The sequence below is a fragment of the Janthinobacterium aestuarii genome (genome assembly GCF_051380835.1).
In the GTDB taxonomy this organism is placed as follows: Bacteria; Pseudomonadota; Gammaproteobacteria; order Burkholderiales; family Burkholderiaceae_D; genus Janthinobacterium; species Janthinobacterium aestuarii.
Genome location: NZ_JBNYXU010000009.1, coordinates 26,415 through 46,765 on the forward strand (window position 1 = coordinate 26,415; position 20,351 = coordinate 46,765).

At 62.5% G+C, this 20,351-nt stretch carries 19 protein-coding genes; 10 read left to right on the forward strand and 9 right to left on the reverse strand.

All coding sequences use genetic code 11. The features are described from left to right. Positions 1-166 precede the first annotated feature (166 nt). A complete protein-coding gene (locus ACQ4WO_RS21660; protein WP_436483210.1) occupies positions 167-676 on the forward strand; it encodes a DciA family protein in 510 nt (169 codons plus the stop codon). Between the two features lie 14 nt (positions 677-690). Here ACQ4WO_RS21660 and lpxC read toward each other — a convergent pair whose 3' ends face one another. Together lpxC and ACQ4WO_RS21670 are read right to left on the reverse strand one after the other, a co-directional pair. Continuing rightward, on the reverse strand, positions 691-1,626 hold the full coding sequence (gene lpxC, locus ACQ4WO_RS21665) for a UDP-3-O-acyl-N-acetylglucosamine deacetylase (RefSeq protein ID WP_128141365.1): 936 nt from the start codon (positions 1,624-1,626) through the stop codon (positions 691-693). 50 nt (positions 1,627-1,676) lie between these two features. After that, positions 1,677-2,519 carry a DMT family transporter gene (locus ACQ4WO_RS21670; protein WP_436483361.1) on the reverse strand — a complete coding sequence of 281 codons (843 nt, stop codon included), beginning with the start codon at positions 2,517-2,519 and terminating at the stop codon, positions 1,677-1,679. Between the two features lie 335 nt (positions 2,520-2,854). Between ACQ4WO_RS21670 and nosZ the strand changes: the two genes are divergently transcribed. The 8 genes from nosZ to ACQ4WO_RS21710 all read left to right on the forward strand — a co-directional run bounded on the left by nosZ (position 2,855) and on the right by ACQ4WO_RS21710 (position 12,048). After that, positions 2,855-4,768: a TAT-dependent nitrous-oxide reductase gene (gene nosZ, locus ACQ4WO_RS21675; protein ID WP_436483211.1), complete on the forward strand. Its 1,914-nt coding sequence runs from the start codon at positions 2,855-2,857 to the stop codon at positions 4,766-4,768. 53 nt (positions 4,769-4,821) lie between these two features. Next, complete coding sequence (locus ACQ4WO_RS21680; RefSeq protein ID WP_436483212.1) at positions 4,822-6,999, forward strand: 4Fe-4S binding protein; 2,178 nt, start codon at positions 4,822-4,824, stop codon at positions 6,997-6,999. A 29-nt stretch (positions 7,000-7,028) separates the two neighbouring features. Continuing rightward, positions 7,029-8,297: a nitrous oxide reductase family maturation protein NosD gene (locus tag ACQ4WO_RS21685; RefSeq protein WP_436483362.1), complete on the forward strand. Its 1,269-nt coding sequence runs from the start codon at positions 7,029-7,031 to the stop codon at positions 8,295-8,297. Then, the gene (locus tag ACQ4WO_RS21690; protein ID WP_436483213.1) at positions 8,266-9,219 is read left to right on the forward strand and encodes an ABC transporter ATP-binding protein; all 954 of its coding nucleotides are present in this window, start codon (positions 8,266-8,268) and stop codon (positions 9,217-9,219) included. Before ACQ4WO_RS21685 ends, ACQ4WO_RS21690 begins: the two co-directional genes overlap by 32 nt. Then, complete coding sequence (locus ACQ4WO_RS21695) at positions 9,203-10,027, forward strand: ABC transporter permease (RefSeq protein WP_200880309.1); 825 nt, start codon at positions 9,203-9,205, stop codon at positions 10,025-10,027. Before ACQ4WO_RS21690 ends, ACQ4WO_RS21695 begins: the two co-directional genes overlap by 17 nt. Beyond that, the gene (locus ACQ4WO_RS21700) at positions 10,024-10,545 is read left to right on the forward strand and encodes a nitrous oxide reductase accessory protein NosL (RefSeq protein WP_436483214.1); all 522 of its coding nucleotides are present in this window, start codon (positions 10,024-10,026) and stop codon (positions 10,543-10,545) included. The genes ACQ4WO_RS21695 and ACQ4WO_RS21700 overlap by 4 nt, the downstream gene beginning before the upstream one ends. 96 nt (positions 10,546-10,641) lie before the next feature. Then, the gene (locus tag ACQ4WO_RS21705) at positions 10,642-10,959 is read left to right on the forward strand and encodes a c-type cytochrome (protein WP_436483215.1); all 318 of its coding nucleotides are present in this window, start codon (positions 10,642-10,644) and stop codon (positions 10,957-10,959) included. A gap of 48 nt (positions 10,960-11,007) precedes the next feature. Further along, a complete protein-coding gene (locus ACQ4WO_RS21710; RefSeq protein ID WP_436483216.1) occupies positions 11,008-12,048 on the forward strand; it encodes an FAD:protein FMN transferase in 1,041 nt (346 codons plus the stop codon). Positions 12,049-12,051: 3 nt separating this feature from the next. Here ACQ4WO_RS21710 and ACQ4WO_RS21715 read toward each other — a convergent pair whose 3' ends face one another. Beyond that, positions 12,052-12,825 (reverse strand): helix-turn-helix transcriptional regulator, encoded by a 774-nt coding sequence (locus tag ACQ4WO_RS21715; RefSeq protein ID WP_436483217.1) that lies wholly within the window; start codon positions 12,823-12,825, stop codon positions 12,052-12,054. Positions 12,826-12,929: 104 nt separating this feature from the next. On the opposite strand from ACQ4WO_RS21715, the gene ACQ4WO_RS21720 reads away from it, so the two are divergent. Then, positions 12,930-13,697: a class I SAM-dependent methyltransferase gene (locus tag ACQ4WO_RS21720; protein ID WP_436483218.1), complete on the forward strand. Its 768-nt coding sequence runs from the start codon at positions 12,930-12,932 to the stop codon at positions 13,695-13,697. A gap of 137 nt (positions 13,698-13,834) precedes the next feature. On the opposite strand, the gene ACQ4WO_RS21725 is transcribed toward ACQ4WO_RS21720, so the two are convergent. The 6 genes from ACQ4WO_RS21725 to murC form a co-directional block, all read right to left on the reverse strand. Next, complete coding sequence (locus tag ACQ4WO_RS21725) at positions 13,835-14,341, reverse strand: peroxiredoxin (RefSeq protein WP_058050716.1); 507 nt, start codon at positions 14,339-14,341, stop codon at positions 13,835-13,837. A 183-nt stretch (positions 14,342-14,524) separates the two neighbouring features. Next, the gene (ftsZ, locus tag ACQ4WO_RS21730) at positions 14,525-15,733 is read right to left on the reverse strand and encodes a cell division protein FtsZ (protein WP_034748865.1); all 1,209 of its coding nucleotides are present in this window, start codon (positions 15,731-15,733) and stop codon (positions 14,525-14,527) included. A gap of 154 nt (positions 15,734-15,887) precedes the next feature. After that, the gene (gene ftsA / locus ACQ4WO_RS21735; protein WP_010394955.1) at positions 15,888-17,120 is read right to left on the reverse strand and encodes a cell division protein FtsA; all 1,233 of its coding nucleotides are present in this window, start codon (positions 17,118-17,120) and stop codon (positions 15,888-15,890) included. Between the two features lie 36 nt (positions 17,121-17,156). Next, positions 17,157-17,969, reverse strand: coding sequence for a cell division protein FtsQ/DivIB (locus ACQ4WO_RS21740; protein WP_436483219.1), 813 nt, complete (start codon positions 17,967-17,969; stop codon positions 17,157-17,159). 1 nt (position 17,970) lies between these two features. Then, entirely contained in the window at positions 17,971-18,939 is a 969-nt protein-coding gene (locus ACQ4WO_RS21745; protein WP_436483220.1) for a D-alanine--D-alanine ligase, read from the reverse strand. A 1-nt stretch (position 18,940) separates the two neighbouring features. After that, entirely contained in the window at positions 18,941-20,344 is a 1,404-nt protein-coding gene (gene murC, locus ACQ4WO_RS21750) for a UDP-N-acetylmuramate--L-alanine ligase (protein ID WP_436483221.1), read from the reverse strand. Between the last annotated feature and the right edge of the window lie 7 nt (positions 20,345-20,351).

The window sequence follows — 20,351 nt, forward strand, 5'->3', positions numbered from 1 at the left end:
GTTCCCGACATGGTTGGGGTAATGCGCCATATAACAATAGCTTAATGACAAACAAATGGCAGAAATTGCGGACATTTTCCATACTGTAAGGCAATACGGCCAGCCCGCCTGCGCCGCACCCGCGGCAGCACTCGTCATGCGCGGGCGAGTGTGCTATGTTTCGGCCATGCGAACTCCCACTTATTCTCCGGCGCCGCGCCGCGGCTACGGCTTTGCCCGTTCAGGCCCGGCCGTCACGGGCGCAACCGATTTTCTGCGCGGCAACGCGACGATGGCCTCATTGATGCCCACCGTCACGCGCCTGGCCGCCTTGCAAAAAGACTGCGCCAAGGCCTTGCCGGCCATGTTCGAGCACTGCGACATCCTGCAATTCGAGGGCGGCCAACTGGTGCTGTCCACGCCGAACGCGGCGCTGGCGGCCAAGCTCAAGCAGCAATTGCCGAAGTTGCAAGGGGAACTGGAAAGAAAGGGCTGGCAGATTTCAGGCATCAAGCTGAAAGTGCAAGTCATCAGGAGCATCGCGCCCATCGTGCATACGCGGGCGCTGGTCTTGCCGGAAAAAGCCATGTCGGCCCTGGAAGAGCTGAGCACGGCCCTGCCGGCGTCGAAACAGAACGAGCAATTGATCGCGGCGCTGCGCAACATGGTGCGCCACCACCGCGAACCAAAGGACTAAATCGAAGGATTAATTCAGGTAAGCGACCACTCACGCTCCATTTGCCGTAAATACGACTGCGGCGCCGCCTCGTTCGTGGCGAACGAGACGATTTCATACGCATCGGGCTGCTCCAGCAGCGCCAGCAGCAGTTGGTTGTTCAGCGCATGACCTGACTTGTGCGCCGTGTAGTAGGCGAGCAAGGGGTGGCCGACCAGGTACAGGTCGCCGATGGCGTCAAGGATCTTGTGGCGCACGAACTCGTCTTCATAGCGCAAGCCATCCGCATTGAGGATGCGGTACTCGTCCATGACGATGGCGTTTTCCAGCGAACCGCCACGGGCCAGGCCCATGCCGCGCAAGCTTTCCACATCCTGCATGAAACCGAAGGTGCGCGCGCGCGCCACGTCGTGCACATATGACACGTCGCCGAAGTCGACCGAGGCGCGCTGCATCGTGCCATCGACGGCCGGGTGGTTGAATTCGATGAAGAAATCAAGCTTGAAGCCGTCGTATGGCGACAAGCGCGCCCATTTCTCCGCGTCACCCTTGCCGTGACGCACTTCCACGGGCTTGATGACCTTGATGAATTTCTTCGCCGCCTGCTGCTCTTCCACGCCAGCCTGCTGCAGCAGGTAGACGAAGGACGAGGCGGAACCGTCCATGATGGGAATTTCTTCCGCATTCACGTCGATATACATATTGTCGATCCCCAGGCCCGCCGCCGCCGACATCAGATGCTCCACGGTGGACACCCTGGCGCCATCCTTGATCAGCACGGAAGCCATGCGCGTGTCGCCCACGGCCATGGCGCTGGCGGGAAACTCGACGATGGGGTCGAGGTCGATGCGGCGAAACACGATACCCGTGTCGATCGCGGCAGGACGCAGGATCAGCTCGACCTTGGTGCCGGAGTGCAAACCGACACCGATGGTGCGGACCTGTTGTTTGATGGTGCGTTGTTTTAACATGGCACGATTATATCCAGTTGCGGCGTGGAATGCTGACCGGCAAAGAAATGCTACGGATGCTCACTTTCCACATGCACCGCCTCGCGCCGCACCAGGTAGATGCCGCTGGCGATAATGATCCCCGCGCCAAGCAAGGTATAGCGATCCGGCAGCGCCTGCCACAGCAGCCAGTCAATCGCCACGCCCCAGGCCAGCGCCGTATACTCGAACGGCGCCACGATTGACGCCTTGCCGGTGCTGAAGGCCTTGGTGATCGCCAACTGCCCGAAGAAGCCTGACAGCGCCAGCACCAGCAAGATCGAGCCGTGTTCGGCACGCACAGGCACCCAGATATTCCACGCCAGCGTTACTGCGCCGATCGACATCAGCGTCAGCAGCCAGAACATCATCGCCTCGGTGCTATCGGTGCGCGCCAACACGCGCGCGCTGATGGCCGACACGGCGTAGCAGGCAGCTGCCACCAGAATCGCCAGCCCGCCCAGCGACAGGAAGCCGGTGCCTTCGGGGCGCAGCACCACCAGCACGCCCAGCAGGCCAACGCCAATGGCCACCCACTGCCCGCGGCCCACGTGCTCCTTCAGCACCCACACCGACAGCGCCGTGATCAAAGCCGGCGCAATGAAGAAGATCGAATATGCCTCGGCCAGCGACAGCGACTTCAGCCCGAAGGCAAAGGTAGTCAGCATGGCGATGCCGAGTGCGGCGCGCAACAGGTGCATCGGCCAGCGTATGCGGAAGATGCCCTTGAACGCACCGCGGTACAGCATGTAGCCGCACAGCAGTGGCAACGAACTGAGCGAGCGCATCGCCGTGACCTGCGTGGCGGGATAATGGGCAGACAGCAGCTTCATGGCGGTATCCATGCACGAGAACATGGCGACCGCAATCAGCATCGCATAGATGCTGTGCAGATTTTCTTGACGAGAAGACAGGGAAAGCTCCTTGACGACCGGTCCGGGGCGGACCACTGGGAACGTCATTATGGCGACGTCCGGAGCCAGCACAGCGGAGGCGCTGCCTGGGTTGATTATAGCAAGCCGGCCAGCTGATGCGGCCATCGCAGACGACACTGGCCAGCTCATCAGAGTCGACGACGAAAACAGTGCCTGGATCAAGTACTGCTGCAATCGCGGCGGCGGTGCCTGAAATGCTTGATCTACGTCATCGTTTTTTTTAAAGATGCATATAAAATGCTTGTTTATAATTTTGCAACGATGGAGAACGAGAGATGGACAGCAAGAAGATAGATACCACCAACGACACGCAGTCGAGCCGCCGCGGCTTTCTCGGCAAGAGCGCCGCGCTGGGCCTGGCCGGCGTCACGCTGGGCCTGGCCGGCTGCAAGGAGGAAGTTGCCGCCGGCGGCAAGAGCGCTGCCGCACCGGCCGCACACCATGGCACCGAGATCGCGCCAGGCCAGCTGGACGACTACTATGCTTTCATCAGTTCCGGCCATTCGGGCGAAGCGCGGGTGCTCGGCCTGCCTTCCGGGCGCACGCTCAAGCGCATCCCGGTGTTCAACGTCGATTGCATGGTTGGCTGGGGTATTACCAATGAATCGAAAGCCATCATCGGCACCAAGCCCGACGGCACGCTGAAATACATCACCGGCGACACCCACCACGTCCACGGCAGCTACAAGAACGGCACTTATGACGGCCGCTGGCTGTTCATCAACGACAAGCTGCATTCACGCGTGGCGCGCATCCGCATGGACACCATGGAATGCGACAAGATCACCGAACTGCCGAATGTGGCCGGCTTCCACGGCCTGTTCCCTGACAAGCGCGATCCGGTCGACCAGAAGATTGACTACACCACCCGCGTGTTCTGCGGCGCCGAATTCCATATCCCGCTGCCGAACGACGGCCGCGACCTGGACGATCCGGACAAGTGGGGTGCGTTGTTCAGCTGCGTCAGCGCAGAGACCATGGAAGTGATGTGGCAGGTGCGCGTTGACGGCAATATGGATCTGTGCGCCACCTCGTACGACGGCAAGCTGGCCGCCTGCAACCAGTACAACGTGGAAAACGCCGCCGACCTGAACGGCATGATGGCGGCCGAGCGTGATGCCTGCGTGTTCCTGCATATCGAACGCGTCGAGGCCCTGGTCAAGGCAGGCAAGTTCACCACCATCGGCAGTTCCAAGGTCCCCGTGGTCGATGGCCGCAAGGCCGCCAACGCCGATCCGAAAAGCGCGATCTCGCTGTACGTCCCGGTCAGCAAGAACCCGCATGGCGTCAACGCCAGCCCGGACGGAAAATACTTCGTCTGCTCCGGCAAGCTGTCGCCGACCGCCACCGTGATTGAATTGAGCAAGGTGCTGCAATGGTTCGACGGTAACGTCAAGGATCCGCGCGACACCGTGGTGGCCGAACCGGAAATCGGTCTTGGCCCGCTGCACACCGCCTTCGACGGCAGGGGCAACGCCTATACCTCGCTGTTCCTCGACAGCCAAGCCGTCAAATGGAATGTGGATGCAGCCATTGCCCAGTTCAAGGGAGACAAGAACGCCAAGGTCATCATCGAGAAGCTGGACGTGCACTACCAGCCGGGCCATAACTACTCATCGATGGGTGAGACCAGGGAAGCTGACGGCAAATACCTCAACTCCGGCAACAAGTTCTCCAAGGACCGCTTCCTGCCAGTCGGCCCGCTGCATCCTGAAACCGAACAGTTGGTGGACATCAGCGGCGCCAGCATGAAGCTGATAGCCGATCACACTGCCTACCCGGAGCCGCACGATGGCATTATCGTGCGCCGCGACGTGGTGAAGACGCGCCAGATCTACACCATGACCGACTTCCCGAATGCCGTCACGCCGGAAAACGCCGGCATCGAGCGCAAGGGCAACAAGGTGCATGCGCGTCTGATGTCGCAAGCGCCGGCGTTCAGCATGCCGGTCATCAAGGTCAAAAAAGGCGATGAAGTCACGCTCACCCTGACCAACTACGACAAGGTCGAAGATTTGACCCACGGTTGTGCCATCCCGACGTACAACATCAACTTTATCGTCAATCCGCAGGAAACCAAGTCGGTCACTTTCAAGGCCGATCACGCCGGTGCGTTCTGGTTGTATTGCACGCACTTCTGCCACGCCCTGCATCTGGAAATGCGTAGCCGTTTCCTGGTTGAAGCCTGAGTTGTTTCGCAAGTCCATGCCAGCTGATGCGTCAGCCGGCATGGCATATTCTCATGACGACTATTTTAATAACCTTGTTCAATTCGCTGGCGTCGTGCTTGATGTTGCTGGCCATGCTGGCGCCGCCTGTAGCCGCCGCCAACATCTACGACGCTGAACTTTCCTCCGAACTGTTGCACGGCGCCGACCTGTGCGCGCATGCCGCCTGCCGCGACGTGATGCCGCAAGCGCAGCGTTTCTCGCAGCGCATGGGTTCTCCACGCTATGTGCAAGCGCTGGACGCCGGCGGCAAGCTCGTTGGCTACGTTTTCCTGTCAACCGACGTGGTAGACATTCCCGCCTATTCCGGCAAGCCGGTCATTACACTGATCGGCATGGACACCGCAGGCATCATTACCGGCGTGCGCGTGATCAAGCATTCCGAACCGATCCTGCTGGCCGGCATACCGGAATCGGCGCTGCTCAAGTTCATCGGACAATATGTCGGCCTGCGCGGTGACGCCAGGCTGGAAATTGGCCGTGGCGGCGATGGCAGTGTGGGATTGGACGCGATCAGCGGCGCAACCGTGACCGCCATCGCCGAGAACCAGGTGATTTCCCGCAGCGCCTATGAGATCGGCCGCCAGGTCGGCATCTTCACTGCGGCGGCGCGCCCGCCGGCCCGCTTCACGCCGCTCGACGAGCGCCTCAACTGGGGCAAGCTGGCCGACGAGGGCTCGGTCGGCCGCCTGACGATCACCGCGCGCGAAGTCGGCGCCGACAGCGCGCGCGGCGACTACATCGACCTCTACTTCGGCTACCTCAACACGCCGACGCTGGGCAACAGCCTGCTGGGCGAGGACAACTACCAGCGCCTGATGCGCGACCTGAAGCCGGACGAGCATGCGATCTTCGTCATCGCCAGCGGCCAGACCTCGTTCAAGGGCTCGGGCTTTGTGCGCGGCGGCATCTACGACCGCATCCAGGTGCGGCAAGATCCTGAAACCTACACCTTCCGCGATACCGACTACCTCAACCTGTACCACCTGCAGCCCAGCGATGTGCCCCACTATCGCGAGTCGGGCATCTTCATCGTCCGCTCGAAGCACTTCAATCCGGCGTGGCCGTGGACGCTGACGCTATTGGTCAATCAGTTGGACGCCAAAGGCGCCAAGACCTTCACCCACTACGACCAGACATACTGGCTGCCGGCCCGCTATCTGGAAGGCGGCCATCCGAAAGTGGTGACGGCGCGCCCGGCATGGCAAAACATCTGGCTGGGCGGGCTGCCAAAGATCGGCTTCTTCGTCGCCACCCTGTTGTTTACCGCCATCTGGTACGCACGACGCGACCGGCTGGTGCGTGCATCGACGCGCAAGCACAAGCCTTTGATCAGCTGGCCGCGGCTGGTGCTGTGGCTCATCAGCGCCGGCTTCATCGGCTTCTACCTGAAGGCGCAGCCCAGCATCACGCAGATCATGACCTGGCTCCATTCGCTGATCCATCAATGGCGCTGGGAGCTGTTCCTGTCCGATCCGTTCATCTTTTTGTTCTGGTGGTTCATCATCATCACGGTGCTGATCTGGGGACGCGGCCTGTTCTGCGGCTGGTTATGTCCATTCGGCTCGCTGCAGCACCTGATGCTGAAACTCGGTTCCGCCATCGGCCTGAAACGCTGGCAGAAACTGCTGCCAAAACCACTGCACGACAAGCTGCGCTGGCTGAAGTACGCCATCTTCTTCGGCCTGATCGGCGTATCCCTGTTCTCAATGGAGACGGCCGAACATCTGGCCGAAATCGAACCCTTCAAGACCACTTTCCTGGTCGGCGTATGGAACCGCAGCTGGCCATTCTGGCTCTTTATCGGCGCCATTCTGGGCCTGTCGCTGTTCAGCGAGCGCCCTTACTGCAAATACCTGTGCCCGATGGGCGCGGGCCTGGCGCTGCCCGGCAAGTTCCGCCTGTTCGGTCTGAAGCGCAAGGCAGAATGCACCAGCTGCCACGCCTGCGCCGCCGGTTGCGGCTCGCACGCCATCGACAGCCAAGGCAAAATCGACCAGATGGAATGCATGCTGTGTCTGGACTGCATGGTGATGTACTACGACGATCACGCCTGTCCACCCCTGGTGAAAGAGCGCAAGCGGCGCACTGCCAAGGGCGAAGCGCTGACGCGTATCGGCGCCGACGGCTACTTCGTTACGCTCGACAGCTTGCGCTCAACGCTGCCGTCGCAAGGCAAGGAAGACGCATGATGCTGGCGCCTTCCGCCCTGCTGGCGCTGATGCGCGCGCTGGTGCTGGCACTCATACTGGCCGGCTATGGGCCGGGCCTGGCCGCCGCCGTGCTGGAAGTGGCGCCCGGCACGTCGATCAATGCGGCCATCGCCAGTGCGCAGAAAGGCGACACACTGCTGATCGCACCCGGCAGATATAACGAACACGTGCTGGTCGACAAGGCGCTGACGCTGCAAGGGCGCAGCCACCCCACCATCAGCGGCCGAGGACACGGCGACACCATCCGCATCACCGCCCCCGACGTCACCCTGATCGGCCTGATCGTGATCGACAGCGGCGCGGACCTCACTGCGCAGAACGCCGGCATTTATATCGTGCCTGGCGCGCATCGCGTGCAGATCAACAACTGTCGACTGGTCGCCAACCTGTTCGGCATCTGGCTGCAAGGCGTTGACGATGCGCGCTTGCTGAACAACACCATCACCGGCCGGCGCGACCTGCAATCGGCGCAGCGCGGCAATGGCATCCAGGTGTACGACACGCGCGGAGCGCGCGTCACCGGCAACGAAATCAGCGGCACGCGCGACGGCATCTATGTCGACGTTTCGCGCGACGCGCAATTTCGCCACAACCGCATCCACCATGTCCGCTACGGCACGCACTACATGAACACCCACCACAGTATCTGGGAAGACAACGAGGTATATCTGAGCCGGGCCGGGCTGGCGCTGATGGAGGTGCGCAGCCTGACCGTGCGCCGCAATATCGCGTGGGGCCATACCGATCACGGCATCATGCTGCGCACCATCCAGGACTCGCTGATCGAAGACAACGTGGTGGCCGGCAACGACCGGGGTTTTTTCATCTATGACGCCGAGTACAACACGCTGCGCCACAACCTGATCATCAATAACCGCACCGGCGTGCACCTGTCGGCCGGCTCGTCGAACAACCAAGTCGACGGCAACGACTTCATCGGCAACCAGGAGCAGGTGCGCTTTGTTGCCGCGCGCGATGTCGAATGGGGCAAGCAGGAAGGCAACTACTGGAGCAATTACAACGGCTGGGACCAGAACGCCGACGGCCAGGGTGACCTGGCGTATGAAGCGAACGATCTGGTTGACCGTCTGAACTGGCAATACCCGCTGCTCAAGCTGCTCGGCGCCAGCCCCGCGCTGCAGACGCTGCGCTTTGCCGCGCACCAGTTTCCGCTGCTGCGCGCGCCAAGTGTAGTCGACCGCCATCCGCGCATGCGCCCGCTCTCACAGAATTGGAAGAAATGGAATGACATCGCTCCCCGCATCGAATACAACTGAAGCCGCCGTCAGCCTGCACGGCATCCGGCATCGCTACGGCGCGCTCACGGTGCTGCAGGACGTCAGCTTTGACATCGCCCATGGCGCCATGTTCGGCCTGATCGGCCACAATGGCGCCGGCAAGAGCACGCTATTCAAGCTGATGCTCGGTCTGATCACGCCGTGCGCCGGCACGCTGCACGTACTGGGTCAGAACGCGGCCGAACCTGCCTTTCGCCAGACGCGCCGGCGCGTCGGCTATCTGCCGGAAAGTTTTCTCACCTACGATAACCTGAGTGGCCAGGAAGTACTGCACTTTTTTGCGGACCTGAAGCACATTGCGCGCGCTGCTTGCGCACCGTTGCTCGACCTGGTGGGCCTGACGCATGCCGCCGCGCGGCCGGTACAGGCGTACTCCAAGGGCATGCGCCAGCGGCTCGGCCTGGCGCAGGCTCTGCTGGGCGAGCCGGACCTGATCTTCCTCGATGAGCCGACCAACGGATTGGACCCGCAAGGCATCGCCGACTTTTACGCCATCTTGCGCACCGCGCAGGAACGCGGCGCCACCATCGTCATCACCTCGCACATCCTGGCAGAGATCGAGCACCGGGTCGACCAGCTGCTCATCATGCAAGGCGGCACGGTGGCCGCGCAAGGCACGCTGAGGCAGCTGCGGACGGGTACCCATGCGCCCCGGATGCTGACCATTACCGCCACGATTGCGCCTGCGCTGCAGGCGGGCGTGCGCGTGGCGCTGGCCGCGTTGCCGCTGGAGCTGGCGCTGGAGGTGCATGGCGAACAGCTGCACGTGCGCTGCGTCAGGGCCGACAAGATGGCGGTGCTGCGCCAGCTGGCTGCTTGTGCCGACGACATCGCGATTCAGGAATCGACACTGGAACAAGTGTTTCTCGGCTACGGAGGCACCCATGCGCGCACGCATTGAATGGCGCCAGGTCGGCGTGCTGGCCGCAAAAGAATGGCGTGACCGGCTGCGCAACCGCTGGGTGCTGGCCGTGGCGCTGGTGTTTGCCTTCTTCGCGCTGGCCATCGCCTACTTCGGCGCAGCCCAGCAGGGACAGGTTGGTTTCCACGGCATCGACGCCACTATCGCCAGCCTGTCCAGCCTGGTGATCTATCTGGTGCCGCTGATCGCGCTGATACTCGGCTATGACGCGATTGTCGGCGAGCGTGAGCGCGGCGCGCTGGAACTACTGCTGTCGATGCCGGTGACGCCGCTGGAAGTGCTGCTCGGTAAATATCTCGGCCTGGCGGCGGCGCTCACCAGCGCCACTGCGATCGGCTTTGGCGCCGGCCTGCTGCCGCTGTTCTCGCAACTGACTGTGGCCGAGGGCTGGCGCTACGCCCAATTCGTCGCCAGCGCCGTGCTGATGGGACTGGCCTTCCTCAGCATTGCCATGCTGGTATCGGTCAGCACCCGCGACCGCGTCCGCGCCAGCGGCATTGCACTGGCGCTGTGGTTCCTGTTCGTGCTGGTGTTCGACCTGCTGCTGATGGGGGTGATGGTGCTCAGCCAGGGCCAGCTCGGTAGCGGCCTGTTCGCCGCCATGCTGATGCTGAACCCGGCCGACGTATTTCGCCTGCTGAACGTGTTCAGCTCGGACCAGGCGCAAGCCATGTATGGCCTGGCCACCGTGATGCCGCAAGGCTGGACCCACCCGGCGCTGCTGTCGGGCGTGATGCTGGCCTGGATTTTTTTACCGTTTTCTATCGCACTCAGGAGATTTTCATGACTATTTTCCACCTGCGCAGGAGCGCGCTGGCCACACTGGCCACCCTTGCGCTGGCCGCCTGCACGTACAGCGCCACCAACCTGCCAGCCATTGATCCGTCCGACGAAGCCGCGTGTGCGCTGGACGGCATGCTGCTGCGCGACTTCCCTGGGCCGAAAGCGCAGGTTCGCTTCGCCGACGGCAAGACCAGCTACTTCTGTGACGTAAAAGAACTGCTCGGCGAAATGCTGGCGCCGGAACAGCGTCGCGCCACCAGCGCCTTCTACGTACAGGACATGGGCAGCGCCAACTGGCAACAGCCGCAAGGCCACTGGATCGGGGCACACGACGCGCTCTATGTATTAGGCAGCAAGGCGCAGGGCTCGATGGGCCCGGCCATCGCCTCGTTCAGCCGGCAGGTAGACGCGGAAGCGTTTGTTCGCAAGGAAGGCGGTCGCGTGCTGCGCTTCAACCAGATAACGCCGGCCCTGCTGAACGAAGCCAGCGGCGCCATGCCGACGCACGCCATGGCGCATTGAAGCACCACCGCCTGGGCCGGCATTGCCGTTCGGCGGAAAGCGCCGGTCCGTTTTTACCCCGGCATTTGCCGACTTACTTTTGAAAAGAGACAGACCATGAAGAAACTACTTGCACTGGCAGCAATGCTGGCAGCCATCACCTCTGCCACCAGCGCTGCCGCCGCGCCGGACGCCGCCAAGGTTGAGAAAACCTACTCCACCACCTGCCTGGCCTGCCACGGCACCGGCATCATGGGCGCGCCCAAGGTTGGCGACAAGGCGGGATGGAAACCGCGTATCGCCAAAGGCAAGCCGGCGCTGTACCTGAGTGCCATCAACGGCGTGAAAATGATGCCGCCACGCGGCGGCAATCCAGGCCTGAAGGATGATGAAATGAAAGCACTGGTCGACTACATGGTCGCCAAGAGCAATTAAGACTGCTGGCCGCCGCCTGCGCGCGGCGGCCACACCCGGAGACATACCATGTTCACCCGCACGCTGCTGGCGCTACTGCTGTTCCTGACTGCCTGTTCCGGCGAGGAACGCCTCTACAAAACCCGGGGCCACGTGTTCGGCACCACGGTCGACATCACCATCTACGGTGGTTCGCAACAGCGCGCCGACCTGCTTGGCGCCGAGGTATTGAAAGAATTCGATCGCCTGCACCGTAAATTCCATGCGTGGGAGCCAAGCATGCTCACCGCCCTCAACGACAGCATCGCCAAAGGCGAGCCATTGCGCGCCGACGCTGAAATGGTCGGCCTGCTAAAATCGGCCGAGAAGCTGTCAGTGCGTTCCGGCCTGCTGTTCAACCCCACCATTGGGCACCTGATAAGGCTGTGGGGCTTCCAAAAAAATGACAGCGACGCGCAGGGGCCGCAGGCCGCCGAGATCAAGCGCTGGGTCGACGCGCGGCCATCGCTGTCCGACCTGCGCTACAACGGCAACATCATCAGCAGCGTCAACCCTGCCGTCATGATCGACCTCGGCGGCTACGCCAAAGGTTACGCGCTCGACCGTGCCGCCGCGCTGCTGCGCAACGCGCACGTCAAGGCGGCGCTGGTCAACATCGGTGGCAACGTCATCGCCATCGGCCAGCCCGGTGAACGACCGTGGCAGGTCGGCATCCGCGATCCGCGTGGCGCCGGGACAGTGGCGCAGATCGCTTTGCGCGACAACGAAGCGATCGGCACCAGCGGTGATTATGAACGCTACTTCATGAAGGACGGCAAGCGCCGCCCGCACATCATCGACCCGCGCAGCGGCTATCCGATCGATCTGGTCGCTTCGGTCACCATCATCGCCAGCGGCGGCCGCGACCCTGGCCTGCGCTCGGACGGCCACTCCAAACCGCTGTTCATCACCGGCCCCAAAGACTGGCAAGCGATGGCGGAAAAACTCGACCTGAAAGAAGTGCTGATGGTTGACGCACAGCGCAATGTCCACATGACAGCAGCCATGCAAGCGCGCATTGCAGGTGCAGAGCGGCACGAGCACGCCGGGACCTGGCAAGCACGCGAGTGACGTCTACGACACAGGCAACAGCATCACCAGCTTCAGTTCATGCTGGCGCGCCAGGTGCAAGGTCACCTGGTTGAATGCCAGCAGCCCCTGTTGCGCATGCTGAAACTGGCGCAAGCCGCCATCGCGGCCCTGCACCTGCTGCGCGCCCCACCACTGGCGAAATTGCGCACTGGCGCCGGCCAGTTCCGCGATCAGGCCGGCCAGCGGCGCCTGGTCCGCCTGCCGGCCGATATCGGCGCGGAACTCCGCCACCAGCCGCTGCGCCCGCTCGGGCCAGCCGATGACGAGCTCGCGCGCAGCCGCATCGAGGAACATGAAGCGCAGCTGGTTCGGCGCGCCCTCCCCGGCCTGCAGCCAGCCCGCAAACAAGGTGGACGCGGCCCCGTTCCACGCCACGGCGTTCCACTCGCGGTCGAGGATGTACGCGGGCGCGTCGATGGCGGCGACGATGGCGGCCAGTTCGGCGCTGGCAGGCCCCGCGCCCTCGCCTGTCCCATGGCTGGGGTCATGCTTGTCGGCCACCTCGAACAGATAGGCGCGCTCGGCCGCGCTCAGCTGCAACACCTGCGCCAGGCGGGCCAGCATCTTGGCCGAGGCCGACACGGGCCGTCCCTGCTCCAGCCATGTCAGCCAGGTGGGGCTGACGTCGCACAGCTGCGCCAGCTCTTCGCGCCGCAAGCCCGGCGTGCGCCGCCGTCCGCCACCGGGCAAGCCAGCCATGGCGGGGGTGACGGCTTCGCGCCGGGCGCGGATGAATTCAGCAAGTTTATTCGACATGGCATGGATGCATGGTAGTGGATATACCAGTATAACTTATGGTCTTGTTACAGGATAATTTTATCCCTATTCTGCAGGAACTCACCCATCAACAGGAGAAAACCATGCAGCAGCACGATGTCGTTACCGAACAGTTTGGCAAGACGGCCAATGCCTACCTGAGCAGCGCCGTACACGCGCAAGGCGCCGACCTGGTGCTGATGCAGGAATGCGCACGCCGCCACGGCAAGCCCGCCGTCCTGGACCTGGGCTGCGGCGCCGGCCACGCCAGCTTTGCCGTCGCCCCCGTGGCGCAATCGGTGGTCGCCTACGACTTGGCGCAGCCCATGCTCGACGTCGTCGACCACGCCAAGGCGCAGCGCGGCTTGCACAACATCAGCACGCAACAGGGCGACGTGGCGCGCCTGCCGTTTGCCGACGCCAGCTTCGACATGGTCGTCACGCGCTTTTCCGCGCACCACTGGAACGACGTTGCCGCTGCCCTGGCAGAAGCGTGGCGCGTGCTGCGCCCGAACGGCACCTTGCTTGTGATCGACATCGTCGCGCCCAAGACAGCCCTGTACGACAGCACCTTGCAGGCCGTGGAAATGCTGCGCGACGCTTCCCACGTGCGCGACTACCGCACCTGCGAATGGGGCGCCAAATTCAATAACGCGGGATTCACGCACAGCTTGCGCAGCGTGTGGAAACTGACGATGCAGTTCGACGAGTGGGTGGCGCGCATGCGCACACCAAGCGAAAGAGTGGCGGCCATCCGCAACCTCTTCGATGGCGCACCCGAGGAAGCAAGAAGATATTTCGCGCTGCAGGACGATTATTCGTTCAGCATCGATGCGGCCATGTTCGAGGCAACGAAACCGTCGGTACAGTAAACGTCAAAACGGCGCCGATGGCGCCGTTTTTTTTGCGTACGTTGGATTAACGCGTAGGTTGGATTAGCGCGCAGCGCGTAATCCAACAATGCCAGAGCAAACGTGATGCGAACGCCGCACGTCGGCCTACCGCTTATTTAAGCCAGCTGGCCCAGCAGTGTCTCGGCATTCGATACTTCAAACTTGCCGCCTTGCTCGACGTTCAATTGCGTCACGACGCCATTGTCGACCAGCATCGAGTAGCGCTGCGAGCGCGTGCCCATGCCGTGCTTGGAGAAATCGGCGTCCAGGCCCAGCGCCTTGCTGTAGGCGGCATTGCCGTCAGCCATCATGCGCACGACGCCGGTGGCTTTCTGATCGCGGCCCCAGGCGCCCATCACGAACGCGTCGTTGACGGAGATGCACCAGATTTCATCGACGCCCTTGGCTTTCAGGTCGGCAGCGTGCTGCACGTAGCCTGGCACGTGCTGTGCGGAGCAGGTCGGGGTGTAGGCGCCTGGCAGGCCGAAGATGGCGATCTTCTTGCCCTTGACCAGGTCTTGCACGTTGAACGTGTTCGGGCCCAGTGCGCAACCTTCGGTTTCGCTTTCGATGAATTCGGCCAGGGTGCCTTCTGGCAGGGTGTCGCCGATCTTGATGGTCATGTTGACTCCTTGTGTACTGTCGGTTGAGGGTTCTGCCGGCATGATGCCGACACTGCGCGATAGTATGCCTGACTTGTCGTATTTGTGCAGAAAATGGCCGGAAAGGCAAAGGCAAAAGTCAAAAACCGGCAAAAAAAACGGCGGCCCTCAGGCCGCCGTCATCTTTACTGACATCAGATCACCTTAATCGGCTTGCTTGCGCAGGAAGGCTGGAATATCGTACGTCTCCATGCCATTCTTTTCCATCGCGCGCACTTGCTCGGAAGCCGATTCGCGGCGCCATACCGCCGGCGCCTTCATGCCGTCGAAACCGGCTGCCGGCGTGGCCACGCCAACCGTCGTCGTCGCCGCTTGCGCGCTACCCATGGCAGCCGACGGGGTCAACGGGCTGTTGTGGGTGCCGGTGCGCAGCACTTGCTGCGGTACCAGCTGGATGTTTTTCTTCGCGCGGCCCAGGCCCGTGGCCACCACGGTAACGCGGATGTCGTCGCCCATGGCGTCGTCGTAGGCGATACCTTGCGCGATCGACGCGTCCGGCGCGGCAAACGCGCGCACGGCAGCCATGACTTCCTTGATCTCTTTACCTTTCAAGCCACGGCTGGCCGTGACATTGACCAGCACGCCACGCGCGCCGGACAGATCGATGCCATCCAACAGCGGCGAAGCGACAGCCTGTTCGGCGGCGATGCGCGCGCGGTCGACGCCGGAAGCCGTCGCCGTGCCCATCATGGCCTTGCCCTGCTCGCCCATGATGGTTTTCACGTCGTTGAAGTCGACGTTGATATGGCCAGGCACGTTGATGATCTCGGCAATGCCGGCCACCGCGTTGTTGAGCACATCATCGGCGTGCTGCATCCATTCCAGCATGCTTTCGTCTTCGTAGATCTCTTCCAGTTTTTCATTGAGGATGATGATCAGCGAATCGACGTGCAGGGACAGCTGCTCCAGACCTTCGTCGGCGATGTCCATGCACTTCTGGCCTTCGTACGAGAATGGCTTGGAGACCACGGCCACCGTCAGCGCGCCCAGTTCCTTGGCCACTTCGGCCACGATGGGAGCGGCGCCCGTACCCGTGCCGCCGCCCATGCCGGCGGCGATGAAGACCATGTGCGCGCCGCGCAGCGAATCGGCGATGCGCGTGCGCGACTCTTCGGCCAGCTGGCGGCCGACGGCAGGCTTCATGCCGGCGCCCAGACCGGTATCGCCGATCTGGATGATGTTGTGGGCCTTCGATGTCGACAGGGCCTGTGCGTCGGTGTTGGCGGCAATGAACTCCACGCCCGACATGCCTTTGTTGATCATGTGTTGGACTGCATTGCCACCCGCACCGCCGACGCCGACGACCTTGATGACGGTACCTAAAGCTGTGTTATCGACCATATCGAACTCCATGATGTGCTCCTATCAGATGCGGTTTCCAAGCGCCAGGCCTCATATTGGTAGGAGAACTGGAGATTGAAAACTGCGGTTAAATATAAAATAAAGTTATGTGTGTGTACCTGCGATGCTGCCAAAAAACCTGTACTGCCGGGCGTAAATCATGCCCTTAAAAATTCCCTAAAAACCATTCCTTCATGCGCTGCCAGACTGCCTTCACCGAGCCGTCCTGACGCGTCACGATGTGGCCGCGCAGGTATTGCTTCTTCGCTTCCAGCAGCAGGCCCAATACCGTGGCATAGCGCGGACTGCGCACCACGTCGGCCAGCTGGCCCCGATACTCGGGCGTGCCAAGGCGCGCCGGTTTCAGGAAAATATCTTCCGCCATTTCCACCATGCCGGGCATGATGGACGTGCCGCCCGTGAGCACGATGCCCGACGACAGCACGCCTTCGTAACCGGATTCGCGCACCACCTGGTGCACCATGGCGAACAGTTCCTCGACGCGCGGCTCGATCACTGCCGCCAGCGCCTGGCGCGACAGGTTGCGCGGGCCGCGGTCGCCCAGGCCAGGCACTTCCAGCGATTCGCCAGGGTCGGCCAGGACCTGCTTGGCCACGCCATAGCGGATCTTGATTTCTTCCGCTTCCGCGGTCGGGGTACGCAAGGCCATGGCGATGTCGTTGGTGATCTGGTCGCCGGCGATGGGAATGACTGCCGTATGGCGGATCGCGCCATCGGAGAATACCGCCACATCGGTCGTGCCGCCGCCGATGTCGATGAGCACCACGCCCAGTTCCTTCTCGTCGGGCGTGAGCACCGCATCGGCGGACGCCATCGGCTGCAGGATCAGGTCCGATACTTCCAGGCCGCAGCGGCGCACGCACTTGACGATGTTCTGCACCGCCGACACGGCGCCGGTGACGATATGCACCTTCACCTCCAGGCGGATGCCGCTCATGCCGATAGGCTCGCGCACGTCTTCCTGGCTGTCGACGATGAACTCTTGCGGCACCGTGTGCAGCAATTGCTGATCGGTCGGAATGTTAACCGCTTTTGCCGTCTCGATGACGCGCGCCACGTCGGTCGCCGTCACTTCCTTGTCCTTGATGGCCACCATGCCGCTGGAATTGAAGCTGCGGATATGGCTGCCCGCAATCCCCGCGTAGACATTGCGGATCTTGCAGTCGGCCATCAGCTCGGCCTCTTCCAGCGCGCGCTGGATGGACTCCACCGTGGCCTCGATATTGACCACCACGCCCTTTTTCAGGCCCTTCGATTCGTGCTGGCCCAGCCCGATCACTTCGTGGCGCCCGTCGGACATCACTTCGGCTACCACCGCCACCACTTTCGAGGTGCCGATGTCGAGGCCGACGATCAGGTTTTTCGCGTCTTTTGTCATTTCTTTCGCCTAATGTATGGGCTATAAATTATTAAGTTAAGTCGGTTTTTTAATCGGACTGCTGTTTTTCTTCTTGATCACTGGCTTGCCATCCTTGCCTTCGGCCGGTATCACCAGGCCGGCGGAACTGAGCGCCAGGCCATTCTGGTAGCGCATATCGATCGTGTCGATATTTTCCAGCCGGCTCGCCAGCTGCGGATAGATGCCCACCAGCCGGTCGACCCGCGCCTTCAGGGTCGTATGATTTTGCTCGCGTCCCAGCGCCACGCTCATGCCATTATTCAGTTTCACCGTCCACGCATAGCGGCTCGACAGCGACAGGGTTTCCGGCACCATCTTCAGCGGCGCAAACCATTTCGCCAGTTGCACATAGGTGGCCAATACTTCTTTTTCGCTGCCATCGGGGCCGGCAAACGCAGGCAATTCATGGTCGTCTTCGGCTTCGGCCACATTCGCCGTAAACACGTCGCCCTTGACTGACAGCAGGCGTCCATCCTCGCCCCAGGTGCCCAGCGCTTCGTGTTCTTCCAGCGCCACGATCAGCTGGTTCGGCCACTCGCGCCGCACGCTGGCACGGCGCACCCAGGGCACCGATTCGAACACGCCGCGCACGCTTTCCAGGTTGGTCGTGAAAAAATTGCCCTTGATGCGGCCCAAAGTGCCGCTGCGCAGAGTCAGGTAATTCACGTGGCGCAGGCCCTTGTCGTCCGCGCTTTCCACCTTGATCGTGCGCAGGTCGAACATGGGACGCTGCGATACCCACCAGACGCCGGCGGCCACGCACACGACCAGAACCGCGGCCAGCAAGCCGTTGGCAGTCGTATTGAGGCTTTTAGCGTCATGCCACATATCAGTGCTGTCCCTTGTGCATTTTCAGACGAGCGCCAGCGACGATTTCCAGGCACAGGTCTTCATAGCTGATGCCCACCGCGCGCGCCGCCATCGGCACGAGCGAGTGCCCCGTCATGCCGGGCGAGGTATTGACTTCCAGCAGGAACAGCTTGCTGTCGGCCGCGCGCATCAGCACGTCCACCCGTCCCCAGCCTTCGCAGCCGAGAGCGCGGTAGGCTGCCACGGCGATGCGTTCCATCTCCGCCACGATCGCCTGATCCAGCTGCGGCGGGCAGAAATACTGCGTATCGTCCGTGAAGTACTTGTTCTGGTAATCGTAATTGCCTTGCGGCGCGACGATCTCGATCGGCGGCAGCGCACGCGCCGTGGCACCCGTGCCCAGGATCGCGACGGTGAATTCGCGTCCCTTGACGAATTCCTCGGCCAGCACCGAATCATCGAGGCCGGCGGCGATATCATAGGCGGCCTGGAAGGCCGATGCCTCGTTGACCGTGGTGATGCCGATGCTCGAACCTTCATGCGGCGGCTTGACGATCAGCGGCAAGCCCAGTTCCGCAGCGACCTTGGCCAGGTCGGAGCTGTCATCGAGCACCGCGTACTTCGGCGTCGGCAGTTGATGCATCAGCCAGATCATCTTGGTGTAAATCTTGTCCATACCCACCGCGCAAGCCATCACGCCGCTGCCCGTGTAGGGAATGCCCAGCTGTTCCAGCGCGCCCTGCAGGCTGCCGTCTTCGCCGAAGCGGCCGTGCAGCGCGATGAAAACGCGGTCGAATTTTTCAGCGGCCAGTTCGGCCAGGCTGCGTTCGCCCGTGTCGAACGCGTGCGCGTCCACGCCGCGGCTTGTCAACGCGGCCAGCACGCCCGTGCCGGACATCAGCGACACTTCGCGCTCGGCCGAGCTGCCGCCGAACAGGACGCCGACCTTGCCCAATTGTTTTACATCGATAGCTGAAGCTTGGTTCACATCAGGCCTTTACAGTGTTGGATGGATACGTTGTCAGTTGATTCGGGATGCCGCTGATGGAACCCGCGCCCATGGTCAGCACGACGTCGCCATCGCGCGCCACGCTCATGATGGTGTCGGCCATGTCCTTCATGGATTCGACGAAAATCGGTTCGATCTTGCCGCGCGCGCGCAGCGCATGCGCCAGGGCGCGTCCGTCGGCGGCGACGATGGGCGCTTCGCCCGCCGCATACACTTCGGACAGGAGCAGCACGTCGGGCGCGCCCAGCACCTTGACGAAATCCTCGAACAGGTCGCGCGTGCGGCTGTAGCGGTGCGGCTGGAACGCCAGCACGAGGCGGCGGCCCGGATAGGCGGCGCGCGCGGCGGCCAGGGTCACTTCCGTTTCCACCGGATGGTGGCCGAAATCGTCGACCAGCGCGAAGCTGCCGCCGTTCGGCAGCGCCACGTCGCCATAGCGCGTGAAGCGGCGGCCCACGCCGGAGAACTCGGCCAAGCCCTGCTGCGTGGCGCTGTCGGCGATGCCGATTTCGCGCGCGATGGCGATCGCCGAGCAGGCATTCTGCACATTGTGCATGCCGGGCTGGTTCAGCACCACGTCCAGGTCCGGATAGCCTTCCTGCAGCACGGTGAAGTGCATTTCCAGGCCCACGGCGCGCGCATTGATGGCGCGCACTTGCGCGTCTTCCGCGAACCCATAGGTGGTGACGGGCTTGGTGACGGACGGGATGATGGCGCGCACGTGCGGGTCATCGATGCACAGCATGGCGCGGCCATAGAACGGCAAGCGGTGCGTGAACTGCACGAAGGCCTGCTTGAGCTTTTCGAAATCGTGCTCGTAGGTGTCCATGTGATCGGCATCGATATTCGTGATCACCTCGATCATCGGCGTCAGGTTCAGGAACGAAGCATCCGATTCATCGGCTTCGGCCACCAGGTAGTCGCCCGAGCCCAGCTTGGCGTTTGCGCCGGCGCTGGTCAGGCGGCCGCCGATGACGAAAGTCGGGTCGAGACCGCCCTGCGCCAGTACGGAGGCGACCAGGCTGGTGGTCGTCGTCTTGCCGTGCGTGCCGGCAATCGCGATGCCGCGCTTCAGGCGCATCAACTCGCCGAGCATCACGGCGCGCGGCACCAGCGGGATCTTGCGCGCGCGCGCGGCCGCCACTTCCGGATTGTCTTGCGGGACGGCGCCCGACGTGACCACAGCATCGGCGTCGCCGATATTTTCCGCCGCGTGGCCGAGCATGACGGTCGCGCCCAGGCTCGCCAGGCGCTGCGTCGCCGCATTGCTGCCCAGGTCGGAGCCCGACACCTTGTAGCCGAGGTTGACCAGCACTTCGGCGATGCCGCTCATGCCGCTGCCGCCAATGCCGACAAAGTGGATATTGTTTACTTTATGCTTCACAGAGCTA